Annotated in this window: 12 protein-coding genes; 1 reads left to right on the forward strand and 11 read right to left on the reverse strand. The window is 54.8% G+C overall.

Annotated features, from left to right (window positions below; translation table 11 throughout):
• Positions 1-29: 29 nt before the first annotated feature.
• Positions 30-1,964 carry an acyltransferase family protein gene (locus BUA38_RS24670; protein ID WP_156898701.1) on the forward strand — a complete coding sequence of 645 codons (1,935 nt, stop codon included), beginning with the start codon at positions 30-32 and terminating at the stop codon, positions 1,962-1,964.
• A gap of 60 nt (positions 1,965-2,024) precedes the next feature.
• Here BUA38_RS24670 and BUA38_RS24675 read toward each other — a convergent pair whose 3' ends face one another.
• The 11 genes from BUA38_RS24675 to BUA38_RS24725 form a co-directional block, all read right to left on the reverse strand.
• Positions 2,025-2,927, reverse strand: coding sequence for a hypothetical protein (locus tag BUA38_RS24675; RefSeq protein ID WP_156898702.1), 903 nt, complete (start codon positions 2,925-2,927; stop codon positions 2,025-2,027).
• Between the two features lie 284 nt (positions 2,928-3,211).
• Positions 3,212-3,544 (reverse strand): hypothetical protein, encoded by a 333-nt coding sequence (locus BUA38_RS24680; RefSeq protein WP_156898703.1) that lies wholly within the window; start codon positions 3,542-3,544, stop codon positions 3,212-3,214.
• Between the two features lie 99 nt (positions 3,545-3,643).
• Complete coding sequence (locus tag BUA38_RS24685) at positions 3,644-4,912, reverse strand: class I SAM-dependent methyltransferase (RefSeq protein WP_072822008.1); 1,269 nt, start codon at positions 4,910-4,912, stop codon at positions 3,644-3,646.
• Positions 4,913-4,941: 29 nt separating this feature from the next.
• Entirely contained in the window at positions 4,942-5,919 is a 978-nt protein-coding gene (locus tag BUA38_RS24690) for an NAD-dependent epimerase/dehydratase family protein (protein WP_072822009.1), read from the reverse strand.
• Positions 5,919-6,977: a Gfo/Idh/MocA family protein gene (locus BUA38_RS24695; RefSeq protein ID WP_072822011.1), complete on the reverse strand. Its 1,059-nt coding sequence runs from the start codon at positions 6,975-6,977 to the stop codon at positions 5,919-5,921. The genes BUA38_RS24690 and BUA38_RS24695 overlap by 1 nt, the downstream gene beginning before the upstream one ends.
• Positions 6,978-7,045: 68 nt before the next feature.
• Complete coding sequence (locus BUA38_RS24700; protein ID WP_172806085.1) at positions 7,046-7,591, reverse strand: NUDIX hydrolase; 546 nt, start codon at positions 7,589-7,591, stop codon at positions 7,046-7,048.
• A 2-nt stretch (positions 7,592-7,593) separates the two neighbouring features.
• Positions 7,594-8,352, reverse strand: a complete 759-nt coding sequence (locus BUA38_RS24705) for a glycosyltransferase (protein ID WP_072822013.1) — start codon at positions 8,350-8,352, stop codon at positions 7,594-7,596.
• 69 nt (positions 8,353-8,421) lie between these two features.
• On the reverse strand, positions 8,422-9,660 hold the full coding sequence (locus BUA38_RS24710) for a nucleotide sugar dehydrogenase (RefSeq protein ID WP_197685873.1): 1,239 nt from the start codon (positions 9,658-9,660) through the stop codon (positions 8,422-8,424).
• A complete protein-coding gene (locus BUA38_RS24715; RefSeq protein WP_072822015.1) occupies positions 9,657-10,388 on the reverse strand; it encodes a class I SAM-dependent methyltransferase in 732 nt (243 codons plus the stop codon). The genes BUA38_RS24710 and BUA38_RS24715 overlap by 4 nt, the downstream gene beginning before the upstream one ends.
• A gap of 71 nt (positions 10,389-10,459) precedes the next feature.
• Complete coding sequence (locus tag BUA38_RS24720) at positions 10,460-12,502, reverse strand: hypothetical protein (protein WP_072822017.1); 2,043 nt, start codon at positions 12,500-12,502, stop codon at positions 10,460-10,462.
• A 309-nt stretch (positions 12,503-12,811) separates the two neighbouring features.
• Positions 12,812-14,851: an acyltransferase family protein gene (locus BUA38_RS24725; RefSeq protein ID WP_083587753.1), complete on the reverse strand. Its 2,040-nt coding sequence runs from the start codon at positions 14,849-14,851 to the stop codon at positions 12,812-12,814.
• Positions 14,852-15,448: the final 597 nt, after the last annotated feature.

A 15,448-nucleotide genomic window follows, 5' to 3' on the forward strand; every position in this document is an offset into this window, starting at 1 on the left:
ACTCCAGCTTCACACGCAGATCTCAAACCTTGAGGAATTTGATCTTTCGTATGGGACAAATGCCGGTTTATCGCGAGGACATTGATTGGTTGCGGGGAATCGCGGTCCTGGCGGTCGTCGCCTTCCACTTTGAGGTTCCTGGAATCTGGGCCGGCTACGTAGGAGTAGATATTTTTTTCGTGATTTCTGGTTACCTCATTACCAGACTCATAGTCTCCGAATTTGCAGCGGAAAATTTTTTGCTGGCTGCATTCTACGAGCGAAGGATCCGGCGCCTCCTACCCGCCCTTTACGCGATGGTGGCGCTAACTATCATCCCTGCGTTCATTTATCTTCTGCCGTCAGAGCGTAACGAGTTTTTCCGGTCGATCGTTGCAACTATCCTCTTCTGCTCGAATATATTTTTCTGGTTGCAAAGCGGCTATTTTGACTATGTTTCGATCGACAAGCCGCTTCTGCACACCTGGTCATTGGCTGTTGAAGAGCAATTTTATCTAGTCTATCCCCTTTTGTTGTGGGCGTTATCGCGTGTCTCAAAGAAACGCGCTGTACTGCTTTACTGGCTGACCGCGCTCACGCTCGTTTCGTTTAGTGCAAATGTTTGGTTGATGCGTGGTGATAATGCGGCGGCCGCCTTCTATATGGCCCCTCCGCGCGCTTGGGAATTTTTGATCGGCGCGCTTCTGGCGTTCGACGTTTTCCCCCCAAACTCTGTCAAGGTGAGAGCTCTAGCCAGAGGCGGTGCAATCATCCTGTTTGCCATCGCTATTCTGGGTTTACGAAAGGAATCGCCGTATCCCGGTTTCAACGCGCTTTTGCCTTGCAGTGGCGCGGTCTTGTTTATCTGGGGCGGCATCGGTACCGGAGCCGTAGCTCGCTGTTCATTTTCTCCGATGCAAGCGCTCGGATTTTTCGGAAAAATCTCCTACTCATTGTACCTGTGGCATTGGCCGGTTTTTACGCTGGCACGTTTTGCGAAAATGAATCTTGTGCTCGATAGCGTTGAGAAAACGGCTTTGTTTTTGCTTACGTCGGTTATCTCTTATTGTTCCTGGAAATTTCTAGAGCAGCCATTTAGGCGTCGCGCAGTAGCGAAAACGCGGCAGCAAATGTTTCTATTCACAGGTATCGGTTCGGCACTAGTCTTGGCTGTCTGTGTCATTACGCTTGTTAAAGGCAACGTATCTGAAAGCTCAGATTTCGTCTCGGCGAGACTCAATTCGTTCAATGAATACGACTACAAACGTCTTTATAATCTTGGCACATGCTTTGGTCCAACAAACGCAAAGTTTGCAGACGCGTGCCTTCGATTGGATCCGTCCAAAACGAATGTCTTATTATGGGGTGATAGTTTTGCCGCGCACTATGTTCCTGGCTTCAAAGCCGTGATCGATCCGACTGCGGCGAACTTGATGCAAGCAACGCAACCAGGATGCATGCCGACGTTGAGTGTAGGCGGAGATAGCGCGTGCAGTCGATTTGCGTCGGAAATGAGGATGTTTCTGGAGGATCATCACCCGGAGCTCGTAATAATCTCGGCGGATTGGTTGGAGTATTCTCGGCGAGGCTTTTCCTCCTTAACGGACGACTTAAAGCAATCTGCCGCCAACATTGAGGCTTCGGGAACGCGTGTAATTGTCCTTGGACCTGCAGTGCAATTCAGTAGCCGCCTGCCTGCCGCGCTGCTACGCGCTCATTTCCGAGGCATCGAAATTCATTCCGCAGATCTGTTACTTTCCGAGATTTTCGAATTAGATCGAAAAATGAGCGCTGCGTTAAGTGACAGCAAAGGATTATCATTTTTATCCGTTCTCGATCTGGTTTGTCCGCGCCGCCAATGCCCTTTGACTGTTGATGACGGCGTGCCGTTAAGCTTCGACCATGCGCACCTCACTGCCGAAGGGTCGGCCTACGTAATAAACCGTCTGACGCCGGAGCTCATATTGAATAATGGAAAGGATTAGTTAAGGGCGCGAATTCGCGAATGGAGCGGGGCTTGAACCGTTCGATTTAAGAAGTGCAAACTAAGGCGATAGGCTCTCAATGAGGTAGCCGGTATATTTTGGAACCGCGGACGCCAGGATGTGCATCTCGTCCGCGTAATCCGATTCGCGGATCCCAGGAACAGTCGGAATTTTTAAGACTTCGAATCCACAGCGTTTCCCCGCGTTTTCCAGCAGAGCAACATACTGATCGTCCTTTTCCTGCCAAATCTTGTCGGCATCCCGAGAATAGCGTGGCGCCCACGGCGGAGCGACAACCGTCAGTTTTCGAGCTTTTGAAGCCAGCTCGCAGAGAGCGGCGGTCTCAACTCGTGCTTTTGGGCCCGCTAAATTCCAGCGAGCGTAATACGCGTGAGTCCCGAGATCTGCAGGCCACCGATCGTCACTCTGACGAGTTGGGATCGTCGAAAGCCCAAGGGCAGGCGGCGCTGGTCCTTGGGTCGCGAGCTGTTGATCGAAGGCGAGACGTGCCCTGAAAGCCTCTCGGATAAATCGAAACAGCGTCCCGATGCGCAGCGGCAGAAAGGTAGTAAGTTGCTCGTTGATGCTGAGTTGGGCTACGACGTCGAGCGGGTATACTGCGGCAGACTGGACGCCTTCGTTGAAAATAAAAGGTGCCACGCTTACGACGACATGCGCTTTACGAAACACCTCGGGATATTGATGAGCTGCTGCGAGGACCGCCATTGGTTCACCGGCATCATAAGCGATGTTTACGGCAACCTCGTTGGGCTTGCCCAATATCTCTGCAGCAAGCGCTGGGTCAACTTGATATTCGGTACGGCTTTCGCCGGCAAAGATTAGCTCAGGTTGGGACCGAAGCAACGGGAGTTTGACCGCTAGAGCATAGGGGATGTCAACGTGAACTTGTCTTGCAACGCTAAGCAACACCGTAAACGTCGCGAAGGAGATCAGTGCGGTCATGCCGAGGGTTAGCGCGATCCACTTCGCGACATGACCCTCCAAATCGGAGTCGGAGCTATTGGTTGATGCCAAAATTATACCCGGTCGACCCAATACTGTTCATGTTGACGATTGATCTGCTCTAATTGAGGTACGCTCAAACTTGAATTGAGGTACGCTAAACTTGCCGGTTTTAAAGTCGTGCGGATAGCCTTGGAGCAAATTGTTATCTGCTGCCAGCGCAAGCGACAACCGAGATCTCTTCCACGCGCACGCCGCGCAACAGGCTTTATCCACGCAACAACTTATCGGTCCTTCCGAAGGGTTGCAGGTTCTTCGTTGCCATTCAAAGCGTCAACGTACGGCTTGTATTTTAAGGATAGTCGGCGTAGTGCATCTACGATTTTCTTTTTCCGCTCCGGTGGAACGTCGGGTTGATCGGCCAGCGCATAAAGCTTTTGCTCCATTTGCGCCCAAAAATCCGGCCCTCCCTTGAAGGCGTTCAATTGATCTGCCTTGCGCTCGACAAAGCCTTCTAGAAAATCGACAGAAAAATACAGCACGATAACGATTGCTGCTGTCACCACTCCGGCCTTCACAAAAAAGACCTCGAGTGGCGAAAGCTGCTTACGCTCCACGATATCTCCGTCCCTGGTACTCATGCTGAGACCCTTTTTCACGTCGGCAGTAGCGCCATGCCGATTGCTGCTCATCGCGGATAAAGGTTGCCGCTCAGATCATAAAAAGTGCGGTTTTGGCAAGGGTGCGATCAGCTGACCCTTGTAACCCTTCGCCCTCAGCTTCGGTGCCAGCTCGGCAGCGATGTGCCAAGAGAAAATAATGGCGCATTCCGGCTGGTTATCGAACATGCGGCTCTCCTCCACCACCGGAATAAGTGTCCCCGGCATATATTTGCCGATCTTAAGTGATCCTTCGATCTCGACGACATAGTCGATTATCTCCGCATCCAATCCAACGTAATTGATAAGCGTCGAGGCGCGGGACGGCGCGCTAATTCCGCAAATTCGGCCACCGTTTTCCTTGATACCGCTGATCATTTCGTAAAGGCGGAGCTTTGACATCATCACATCATAACGGAACGTGCGGAGCCGTTGGCGCATGGCATCGCCGTGCGGTTCGGCGTCAAGCATTCGCTTTACACTATCCTGGACCGGGCGTGTCCCTCGGCGCGCGGCGTAAACGCGGATTGAGCCGCCATGGGTGGGGATCTTTTGCACGTGGAAAACCTCCAGCCCGTGCAAGGAGAGAAGGTAGGCGAGGCTGCCAACAGAATAATAACGAAGGTGTTCGTGGTAGACCGTGTCGTATTGCAGATCATCCAGCAGTCCAACAAGGTAGTGAGACTCGGAGATGAAAACGCCATCTGGCGCCAGCATTTCCAGAATGCCGCCGATGATCTCGTGCACGTCTTCAATGTGGGCAAAGCAGTTCGCTGCGGTTACGACCTTGGCAGGACCGTATTTCCCTCGAACTTCTCCGCCGACTTCGCGGGAAAAATAGCGCTGAATGGTGGGGACGCCACGCTCATTGGCGATCTTGGCAACATCGGTCGGCTCAATGCCAAGAATGCGATGACCACCTTTCTGGAAATTTGAAATCAGCGTGCCGTCGTTCGAGCCGATGTCGACGATGAAGTCGTCCTTGCCAAGGCGGAGCATTTTAGACGACTCGGCGTAGAGGTCTGCAAAATTATCACGCAAGATCCGGGTGGTGCCGCTAGTGTAGGGATATTCCGGTGGGAATATGATGATGGGATCGACTGCAAGCCCAAGCTGCACCAACTCACACTTGGGGCACAGCAGCATATCAGTGGGAAACCAAGGTTGCTGGCGTTGGGTCTGGCCAATCGAGACCATCTGGTTGACTGGCGGCATGTAGCCAAGCGAAAGAGCGATTTCGAGCGCGTCATGCCCGCAGACCTGACAGCATTCAACTGGTACGCTTGCGCCCGTTCCTGCGGCGCGGGCAACCTTCTGTGGAAGCATCACAATCTCCTTAGAACATGGCGACAAGGTCAGGCGCGCGGCGCCAAGTCTTCGTTTGCCCAATACCAATCGACCGTTGAAGGCAGGCCGGCATCGAGAGGGACCTGCGGCGAATAGCCCAGCCTCTTGAGCTTCGCAATATCCGGGCAGCGGCGCTCAGTGCCGCCTTGCGGCGCTGGCCCGGGGATCAATTGGATTTCATGACCGGCGTGATTTGCGATGCGACCGGCAAGGTCGGCGATGGTAATTTCCTCCATCGTTCCGACATTGTAGATGCCGAGATGCTCGCCCTTTGCCCGCATTGTCAAGACGCCGCTGACGAGATCGGCGACATGACAGAAACTGCGGGTTTGGCTTCCATCGCTCTGCAATTTGAATTGCAGAACATCGCTCGGATGCTTCGCCGCGAGCGCCTTCAGACGAAGCACAAATTGCGGAATGACATGCTCCCATCCCATGTCCGGGCCGTACACATTGTGTGGTCGGAAGATCAGTACGCGATCGAAATGTTTGCGCCCGAAATTGAGAGCCATTAATTCGCTGATTATCTTGCCCCCGCCATAGGAGTAGCGTGGGTTGGTGGGGTCAGGCACCGACAGCGGCGCGCGTTCGTCGGTCGGGATCTGGGGCGGTGTCTGATAGACCTCTGAACTAGAGGCGAGGATCAGCGATCCGACCTTTGCGGCTCGGCATGCGTCAATGACGTTGATCATGCCTTTAACGCCAACGTCGAGCACTAGCTCGGGGGAGCTGTAGAAAAACTCTGTGCCATTGACGAATGCAAGATGATGGACTTCGTCAACGCCGTGCACCGCGCTGGCGACCGCGTTGGGATCTCGGATATCGCCGGCCACAAACTCGATATCGTCGATGACATCTTTCAGACGCCGTGGCGCGCCGCGTGAGTTGTCATCGAGCACCCGCACGGCATGCCCGTCTTTTACGAGGGCCTTGACCAGCGCTGCGCCGATGAAGCCGCTTCCTCCGGTTACGAGAATAGAACTCACTATCGTTGTTCCGTATTCACCGGCTCAATATCGAGCCAGTGGCCGAGATCATTGGCACGGCGCGCAGCCTCCAGCAAGGTCTGGACCCGCAAACCGTTTGCAAATGCGATCGAAGTCGGCGACCGGCGCTCAACGGCGTCAATAAACGCAGTAGCCATGCGCGATACCGGGGCGATCCGTCCGTCGCTAGGAAACCCGAGATCGACGTCATCGATCAAAACGATCGGACTTAATCCCGTGGCAGGCCGTCGGCCGAAGTTCAATTTGAACCCTCGCATGTAGTCGGCGGTTTCGTTAACGAGCGTCAGCGTCCCTTCTTCTCCATAGAACTCGAGCCGATGCCCAGATCCGAGGTAAGAGGCGCAACTCATCGCTATATTTCCGACCGCTCCTGATCGAAAAGCGAGGCCGACGGCCGCATTGGTTTCCATCGCGGGGTCGTCCGGCAATCCCGACAAACGAGCTGACAGCTTGACGATCGGGCCGCAAAACCATTCAAGATAATGAAAGCAGTGGCTCACGAAATTTCCCAGAGCGCCGCCACCTTCAGCGCTTAGCGCCTTCCAGTTTTTCAGGCGCATGCGCGTAGCGTAATTCTCGACGTTCCAGTTCACCTCAACGTGCCGAAGTCGACCGATTGCCCCATCGTCGAGAAGTTCCTTGGCTTTCTTCCAGTTCAGTACCTCGCAGAAATTGAAATCGAGCATTGTGGTTAGGCCAGTTGCTTCGGCGGCACGTGTCATCTGCGTCGCGCCGACGAGATCTGCGGCCATCGGCTTCTCGGCGAAAACCGGTTTGCCAACCTCAAGCGCGCGGACAGCGATCGTGGGCTGCAGGCTCGGCACGGTCGCAATCGCAATGGCATCAATCATCTGATGCTCCACCAGATCTTCCCAACGGTCAAAGGACAATGCGACGTTAGCGTCACGCGCAAGCTCAGCGGTGCGCGCTCGGTCGCGGCCGGCGAGCGCCACCACCACGCAACGCGGATCCAGCCTAAATGCGGGCAACTGTACCAGACGGCCGTAGTTGCACCCGACGATTCCGATGCGGACCAAAAAGCCTCCCGACGATTGTCAACGACTAGCCAGCGTCTTGATCCATTCGCCCTGGCTTTCGCGACAAACTATCTCAGTGTGATGAACGACCGGAGCTCAGCCAGCAGCAACGCGCCCAAATGTAACTGCGAGATAAACTCGCCCGATGTAATCATGCGTACCAGTTCCGCTGCCGTCACTAGCTTAACCGCCATTCCCGGTTCGGGGACAAAATCCTCGACTCGTTCCGCTGTCTCGAGAAAAAAAGTATGAATCCGGTTACTTAGCCGGCCGGTACATGGCGCGGCTGTCCCGAGCGAATGAATGGTGCGGGTTCGAAAGCCGGTTTCCTCCAATAATTCGCGTCGACACCCCTCGGCGAGGTCCTCTCCAGGCTCCGTGAGTCCAGCAGGAAGCTCCCATGTGAAAGCTTCGATCGCGGGCCGATATTGACGAACGATCGGAAAATGCCCGCTCGGCGTTTGTGCAACGATCGCGAGGTAGTCTTGTGGCTTGACCGAGAGATAGATCTCGGAGACTTCTGGCGAAACTTCGACCTCGCGCGTGACAAGTTCAACCCAGGGAGACAGAGTTTCTGTCTTTCGAGACTTAATCTTCGGCCATTGATCCGACACGGTTAGCTCCCCCGCGATTGCAAGGATTGCATGGTCACCGTGTCCGGTGACCGGCGAAGATAGGTCGTGGCGAAAGCGTATCTGAACCATCGCAGATAGGCCGGTAGCCACTTCAACACACGAAACCGGCTCGTACCCTGCGAACGCTCGAACCATTTTGCTGGCACTTCGTCAATCCTCCAGCCGAGCCGATGCGCTTTGACCAATAGTTCGATGCTGTAGCAAAATCCCTGGTCGGACTCGACTTTGATCTTCTGGATCACGCGTCGCGAGAACATTCGGAAGCCGCTGGTCGGGTCCTTGGTTGGGAGGCGCGCAAGATGATGAAGTGTGAACGCCGCGGTGCGCACCAATACGGCTTTGAGCCAAGGACATCCCTGCATGGTGCCGCCAGGGATAAAACGGCTGGCACAGACGATATCGTAGCCATCAATTACTCGCGCAACCATGCTGTCAACGATAGCGGCATTGAAGTCATCATCCGCGGGATAAACAACCACAATCGGAGCGCTACTCGCTGCAAACCCGGCCATGACAGCAGCATGGGCGCCGCGGCCCGGGTTGCGGACGAGGGCGGTTTCCAGGCCGGCAAATGCCTCCGGATGTTGACGCACCGCTGGTAAAGTGTCGTCTTCCTCGAAATCATAACAGATCAGAACGCGCGAAGGCGTTTTTACGTGCTGCGCCAATGCGCCCAGCGTGGACAGGATGTTCAAGCTCTCATTGTAGACCGGGATGATGATATCGAGCGTTTGATTCATCTGGCTTAAGACCGATCGACGGCCGCTCTGCTCGTTTTCACAGCCGAGACGAACAGCAAGCGACCACCCTTAAGAGACAAAGTTGGCATTTTCCAACAATCCCCAGACGTCGACTACGGGTTTTCCCTTCAGGTCCGCGGATTTGTAGGCCATGTGAGGGGTGCAAAGGATCAACACGTCACTGCGTTCGATCACTTCGTCTAGAGGCAGCAAATCGGGATCTGCGACCACGAACGGGTCGGTGGTCAGTACTTCTCGCGCGACGCTGTTTAGCGCTTTCTTGAATTTATAGCTCAGCGAGGCACGCACATCGTCGATTTCTGACTTAAAGGCCATTCCTAAAAGGCCGACCGTCATTTGCGCCAGATCGATCTGGCGGCGCAGACTGCCGATGACATGAAGCGGCAGTCCTTCATTGATCAACATTGCCGCATTGCCAAGGGAAAAGTCGTTGCGCGCGAAGGCTGAGAGCTGCATGGTATCCTTCATCAGACAGGGCCCCGCTGCATAGCCGGGTCGCGGAATATTCCGAGCACGCGGGTAGTTGTGCTTCATCGCCTTGAGTATGCGATGGTAGTCCAGCCCCGCAGCCTGCGCGATGAGATAAAATTGATTAGTCGCCGCGAATTCGATGTAGCGGTAGGCGTTGCCGAACAATTTTGCGAACTCCGCCTCGATCGGCTCCAACCGAACGATTTCAGGGGCGATCACATCGAACAAAGCAGCGGCTTCCTCGGCGGCCTCCGACGTTGTACCGCTGACGATCTGCGGCATATGGCTGAGTTCCTCGATGCCGTGACCCTGCACGATCCGTTCTGGGCAAAAAGCCACCTTCAGGTTTCGTCCTCTTCGGGCGAGGTGAACAGCAATGGATTCGGTCGTTCCCGGATATAGGGTCGAGCGCAGCACCAGAAGCTGTCCGTCGCTCAAATACGGAAGCAGACTGTCGATACAATCAAGGATAACGTGGCGTTCCGGGTTAAGAAATTCGTCGACGGGTGTTCCGATAGTGATGATCACCGGCTTCGATTTGGAAATGGCCGCGGGCGAGTTGCTGAATAGCAGCTTTGCATTGCGAAGCGCGTCCGTGAGCAACTCGTCGGCACCATATTCGATGAAGGGAAGTCGCCCAGCCGCAAGCGTTGCGAGGCTATCGGTGTTCAAGTCGTTGACGTTAACGGTCAGCCCCTTGGCCGCAAAAGCTAGTACTAGCGGAATACCTACGTGACCGGCTCCGCCAACTACCGTGAGATCAGCCGCGCGCGATTCTGTCGCACGAGAGGTTTCTATGAGGTCGATGGTCGTCACGGCTTCTTGCCATACGTTAAGACGAAAGAGCGGAACGGCTTCATGATACTGGGCGCAAACAACGCACGATCAAGCACATTGTATATGGGAAGCACCCAGCGCAGCCTAGACGATGCAAGATAGCGGTAGCTGAGACCCGAAAGATAGTCGGTTCCTACAGTGAAACCGGCCTGGCGAAACACTGAAGCAACCTGGTAGGCGAGGATTGGTCGCTCATTCTCGGTTACGCCAACTGAGCTGTAAAATGGCGACGAATGATCTCGGTAAAGGTACATGAAAGGATTCATACGGTTGGGGTCAAATGCGACGAAGGAGCCGTTGCTTTTCAGCACTCGGAAGACTTCGGTCGCGCAACGGCTGGGGTTGGGTAAATGGTGAACCAACCCGCTCAACAGCACTCCGTCAAGACTACAATCAGGGAACGGAAGGCTCTCAACGTCGCCCTCTAAAAACTCGACATTGGGATAATTGGCGCGCCCGAGAGAAATCAGCTTTGGGCTAAGATCAAGTCCGACGGGATTGTAGCCCTGGTGCCGCAATAGATTGGTGAATACGCCGGATCCGCAACCAAGGTCAGCAATGCGTGCGCCTTGCTCCAAACCTACAAGCCGCATGCAGGTGGTGATCAAACGGTCATTGGTTTCGGGCGTAAAGACGTCATAGGCCGCCGCGGCCGCATGGCTATCAAAAAAGGCAATCTCTTTCTGTTTATCCTGGGCCAAACTCATGGCGACCACTTAGCACAGCGGTTGTAATCCAGCAACGCAACCACTGCAAGGACGGGCGAGGTTCGCGCCCATTAGCGGGCGAACCTGATATTGGAGACGGAGTATCGCCCGGCGCGAGGAAACCGTAGAATGAGGTTGCTAACCCGATCGTTCAGCGAATACGAGTACAGTTGCAGCAGGTCGACCGACAGCTCATGGACATCCGGCGCCCAACTGAGCGAATTTGGCTCATAGGAAATAGGCAGTCGACCCTCAAAGCTTACAATAAGTACAGCTTTGCCGTCCGGCCGCGGCGTGTCTGGCGAGGCGTCAACGTGCATCGAAAGAACGTGATCCTGCTCGGGATCCCACTCGTCCTTTCGCAGCATTAATGTCGCGCCTCCTCTCGTCGCGAACGAAATCGAATGAACGTCGCGATGTATAACGTCCGCCTGCTCGAGCCGGCTCTCGACGAGACTCAAAGGTTCACCACCAGATAGCAAATTCGGCGAAGGCTCCAGCTCAACGCCGCCAAAATAGAGTGCGCGCAATCGCTCGTCCTTGGTCATTGCCTGTAGAAATTCAGGGTCCGTTGCTTGACGCAAACTCGAAACCAGCGTCGCGTCATCCAAACCTCGCTGTTGCATTGCGGCGTTGCGCAACAACGTTAGGCGGGTGTCAAAACTTTTGAAGAACGGCCGATAACTTACGAGGTTGTAAAACGCTAGAAGGCGATGATCGGGGAAGATGAACGCGCCATCCAGTGTTGGAATGCGTAACGGCCTGGGCGCGGTCTGGGCGGCGTAGTCGCCGAAGGTGGCAAGGAGATCATTCATTTGCCGAGTACGTGCCACCGCCTCGGTGGCATACCGGTTCGCTTGACGCGCATAAGCAACAAACAACACGGCCGCCAGCGTGAGCGCCGCCGCAGCCGCAATGCGTTGCCAGCGCCATGGAATTTTCGACGCGAGACAACCGACTAGATAGAAAGTGCTGATGGCAAACCAAAGATATGAAAAGCTATTGTACTTGCCCAGCGTGTTGACCACTTCCTCAACGCCGGTTAATCGGCGACCAAACGACACGACCACAATATTAGCGAGGGCAGGTACCAGCAGGGCTAGATAATTCCAGCGCTGCGGGCCTTCGAGTTTCCGCAGGCTGATCACGACCAACACACACGTCAAAATCAGTGCTGCGACGCCCTGCGCGGCTAGATCCACACGGGAAAGAAGCCGGGGAATCAGCGGCCTCAATAGTTCAAGGGCCATGCCTTGCGTCAGCAGCGCATACAGGCTTCTTAGAAGTGCGGCGGCCGTTAATGGGTTGTGCGCCATTGAAAGAAACGGACCAGAGTGCCCCTGCACTGTGACGAAAAACGATGCAAAGATCACAAGGATGGTGATCAGCCCGATCGTGAGCCATCGCAGGCTCGCGTCAAACATCGCAAATGGTGAACGGCTGCCACCGGGTTGCGCAAACTCGGTGAAATACGCAACGCCTGCGACGGCGACAGGCACGTAAGCTCCGGAGGGGTGAATGAATGGCGGCAGCGCGCTTGCGGCAAGGCTCAACCATTTGTAATTGGCCGAACCGCCGTTACGCCAGAGCGCAATTCCAAGCACGCCGATGAGGCCTAACAACCCAATCTGGGAATAAATACTCATCGAGTAGTAGCCGACCGCCGTATAGCTCCATACCGAGGCCGATATCGTGGTAAGGTAGAACAGCGACAAAATGATCAGATTGGTGCCGAGAGCTGCCAGTAGCGCGACTGCGGTGATGTTGACGGCACCAATCAACAGTAGGAAATACAGATTCCAGTAAAATTCCGTGACGCCGAACAGCGAGTACATCACCTCGAAAAAAATGCGACACAGCGGCAACGGCACGTCACCGTGCATCATCAGTAGCGACTGCCCGAGCGGCACCGTCCGCACCACGGCGATTAGATCGAGGTCGTCGTAGGTAAAGATGCCGTGGAGTACCGCGAACCATTTTGTGAAGACGATCAAGGGCGTCAGGGCGATAATGACCGCGAAGAAGCGTCTCTTGTTTGATTGGTCGATGCGTCTTATTGCGGTCGATAAATGCCGTCGGCCGGCGATCAACCATTGCTCAGGCTGAGTATTCATTCGGGAACAAAATCCACCATTCCGGTGCGGTAAATGTTGCCGTGGGGCTTATGGTTGCGCCCGCCACCGAAGAGCTGGCCGCCAAAACGCACGATCACCACGCCCAATCGTCCGTGTCGCAGGTGCGCTCCGTCATAGCAAGGAAACACGATACCGTCACGGGTGGCGACGACTCCTGATTTCGGGTGATTGCGAGATTCGCACGCCGCTACTTTCCCAGACTGAACGGCATCATGGATTACGTGCCCCCGCCGGAGTTGCTTTGCACGATCAGCTCGGTTTTGTCGGTGGACCCGAAGAGACAACAAGCTACTCCAGCAAGAAATCGAGGAAATGCACGTGCCTTTGAACAAAGGACGGACGCAAATGCATACCATCTGAATATTTTGGCTCGGCCGCCGCATAGAAAGGTGAACAGCCGTCGCTATTGCCGCAAATATCGGGGAAGGCGTCGAGCGTTGTTGCCCCTGTTCGCTCTGCGATGCGGCGCAGGTCGTTGTCAATATCGGCATACCCGGCTCGCAATTCGGCAATCGGGACATCTTTGTCGACATCGGGGGCTACCGAAAAGCCAATCGGGCTGCGAATTACCATCTTATTTGGGTCGAAGCGAACACCCTGGATGGGTGGTCCTAAGATCAAATAGACGTTGGCTTTCGACCGCTGAAGCAGGCGGATATAGTCTTCTAGGTTGGCATAAAAGGCTTCTCGTCCTTCCACGGTTCCGAGGGAAAGTCGCTTGCCTCCTCGTTGAATCCCTAAGCTGGTGTCGCGGTACCCGGCCCACGACGCGCCCAAAACCACGTTTGCAATGCCTTCACGTTGGACCAACTCAAGAAGGAGATCGGGCATATTCGCGCAATGCGCAAAGTCGCCCTGCTGAATAATCCCAGGTACTGGCGCGCAGCTGCCGCCGACGACGAAATAGGTGTTGGCTCGCAGCTGCCCTGTATCGGCTAAGTGTTGCAGTCTGGGTCCAAACTGAAACAGCAAACTGTCACCGCTAAGTGCCAGCTTGCGTTCCCCCTGGCCCAGATGGGCGATCCACGTGTGGTCATAATCCTGCACATCCATGCCTTGGGTAGCCTGGAAAACAGGATCATTTCTCGCTTCACTGATTTTTCTAATGTCGAGGCTGGGAAGAGCAGGAAAACGTCCCGGAAAACCATGCAACGTCCAGGTTGTGAGCCCCACCACGCCTAGGGCTGCTACCCAAATGGCAACGACTCTCGTGCCACGGGCCGGGTGCGTACCGAAACGGATCGGGCGTTCGACAAGCCGGTAGGTCATCCAAGCCAAAACGAAGCTGGCGACCACCAGTCCCGCAGCCATCAAGGGCGTAGGCGGTTTGCCGAGACGAATGATGTAAGCATAAGAGATTAGCGGCCAATGCCAGAGATAGAGTGGGTAGCTAATCAATCCGACGAAGACGATCCTGCGATCGGATAAAAACCACCGGTTCACGACTGCCTCTGGACCTGCAAAGATCAATGCTGCGGCCCCTGCGACCGGCAGTGGTGCAAGCCATCCTGGAAAGCGTAGCTCCGGTGTGAAGAATGCTGCAGACGTAAGTAACGCTACTAGGCCCGCGAGCGAGAGCCAGGATCGCGTCGCGGGCGCAAGTACAACTTGATTTTGGTAAGCTAGTCCTGCGCCTAGCAACAACTCCCAAAAGCGCGGGAAGGGGAGAAAAAAATCACCAACAATGCTGGTGCTCGACAACCAAATATTTATTGCGAATGAGGCAAGAAACATCAGTACCAGCAGACGTCCCAAAGATGCCTTCGTTTGGAAGATTGTCCAGAGAAGGGCTGGCCAGACGATGTAGAATTGTTCCTCGATCCCCAATGACCACAGATGTAGCAGCGGCTTTAACGTCGCCGCAATGTCGAAATAACCCGCTTCGCTCCATATGGCGATATTGGAGAGGAAGGCTGCACCGAAAAACACATGCTTGCCGAGTTGCATGAATTCGGACGGAAGCAGGCAAACGAATCCGTAGGCCAGAACGCCAGTCAAGCACACGGCAAGGGCTGGAAAGATGCGTCGGACCCGCCGGCCATAGAAGCGGGAAAACGTGAAGCTTCGGTCGGACATTTCCTTCAAGAGAATCGACGAGATGAGAAAACCCGAAATGACGAAAAAGACATCAACGCCGATGTAGCCACCACGAACCGCTTTCGGAAACGCGTGATATAAAACAACTGAAACCACGGCGAAGGCGCGCAAGCCATCTATATCGGGACGATAGTTCTCCTTTACATGGAAGGAGGTGTCGAATGCCATCTGCTCTGCCGCAATTGATTTCTCAGTCTCTATGCCCTGAATCCTTGCCTTGGCGAAAGCCATTTTGGTAATGAGGCCTTCGGGTTGCCTTAGTGCCACCGCCTTTCGGCGGACGGTTCGACCGCCGTGCGGCCTTTGTGGCGGACCGGGTATAGTGACTGACCGCGCTTATGGAGCGTGTAGGGAGTGCGCGCTGAGTCGATTTTCTGCTAAGTCGAACGGCTTCGCTTGAGAGGCTTCAGACTAGTGATTGTACTTTTTGGCGCTTCGTCGGATATCGGTCAACGGCTTTGCCGGAAGCTCGAAAATGTCGGGTTGGTCGTACGAAAGGTGTCGCGTCGTCTGCCGGACGGATTTAGTGCCGACCTTCAGACATCCGAAGGCGTCGACGAGGCGTTGAGAGATGCCGACCGGGTCATCTCTTGCGCTCACGCTCGATATACAAGCACCATATTAAAATGCTGTCGTCCTGGAGTGCAGGTAATTGTCATGGGGTCGACATGGCGATTTTCGAAAGTGCCAAATGCCGCTGCCGACGAAGTGCGCGCAGCGGAGCGAGTGTTCCTGGCAAGCGACAAGCGTGGGGTTATGCTGCACTCGGCGATGATTTATGGGGGCTCCCAGGAACGGAATATTCAACGATTAGTAGCTGCCTTGCAG

Source organism: Bradyrhizobium erythrophlei, from assembly GCF_900142985.1.
Taxonomy (GTDB): domain Bacteria; phylum Pseudomonadota; class Alphaproteobacteria; order Rhizobiales; family Xanthobacteraceae; genus Bradyrhizobium; species Bradyrhizobium erythrophlei_B.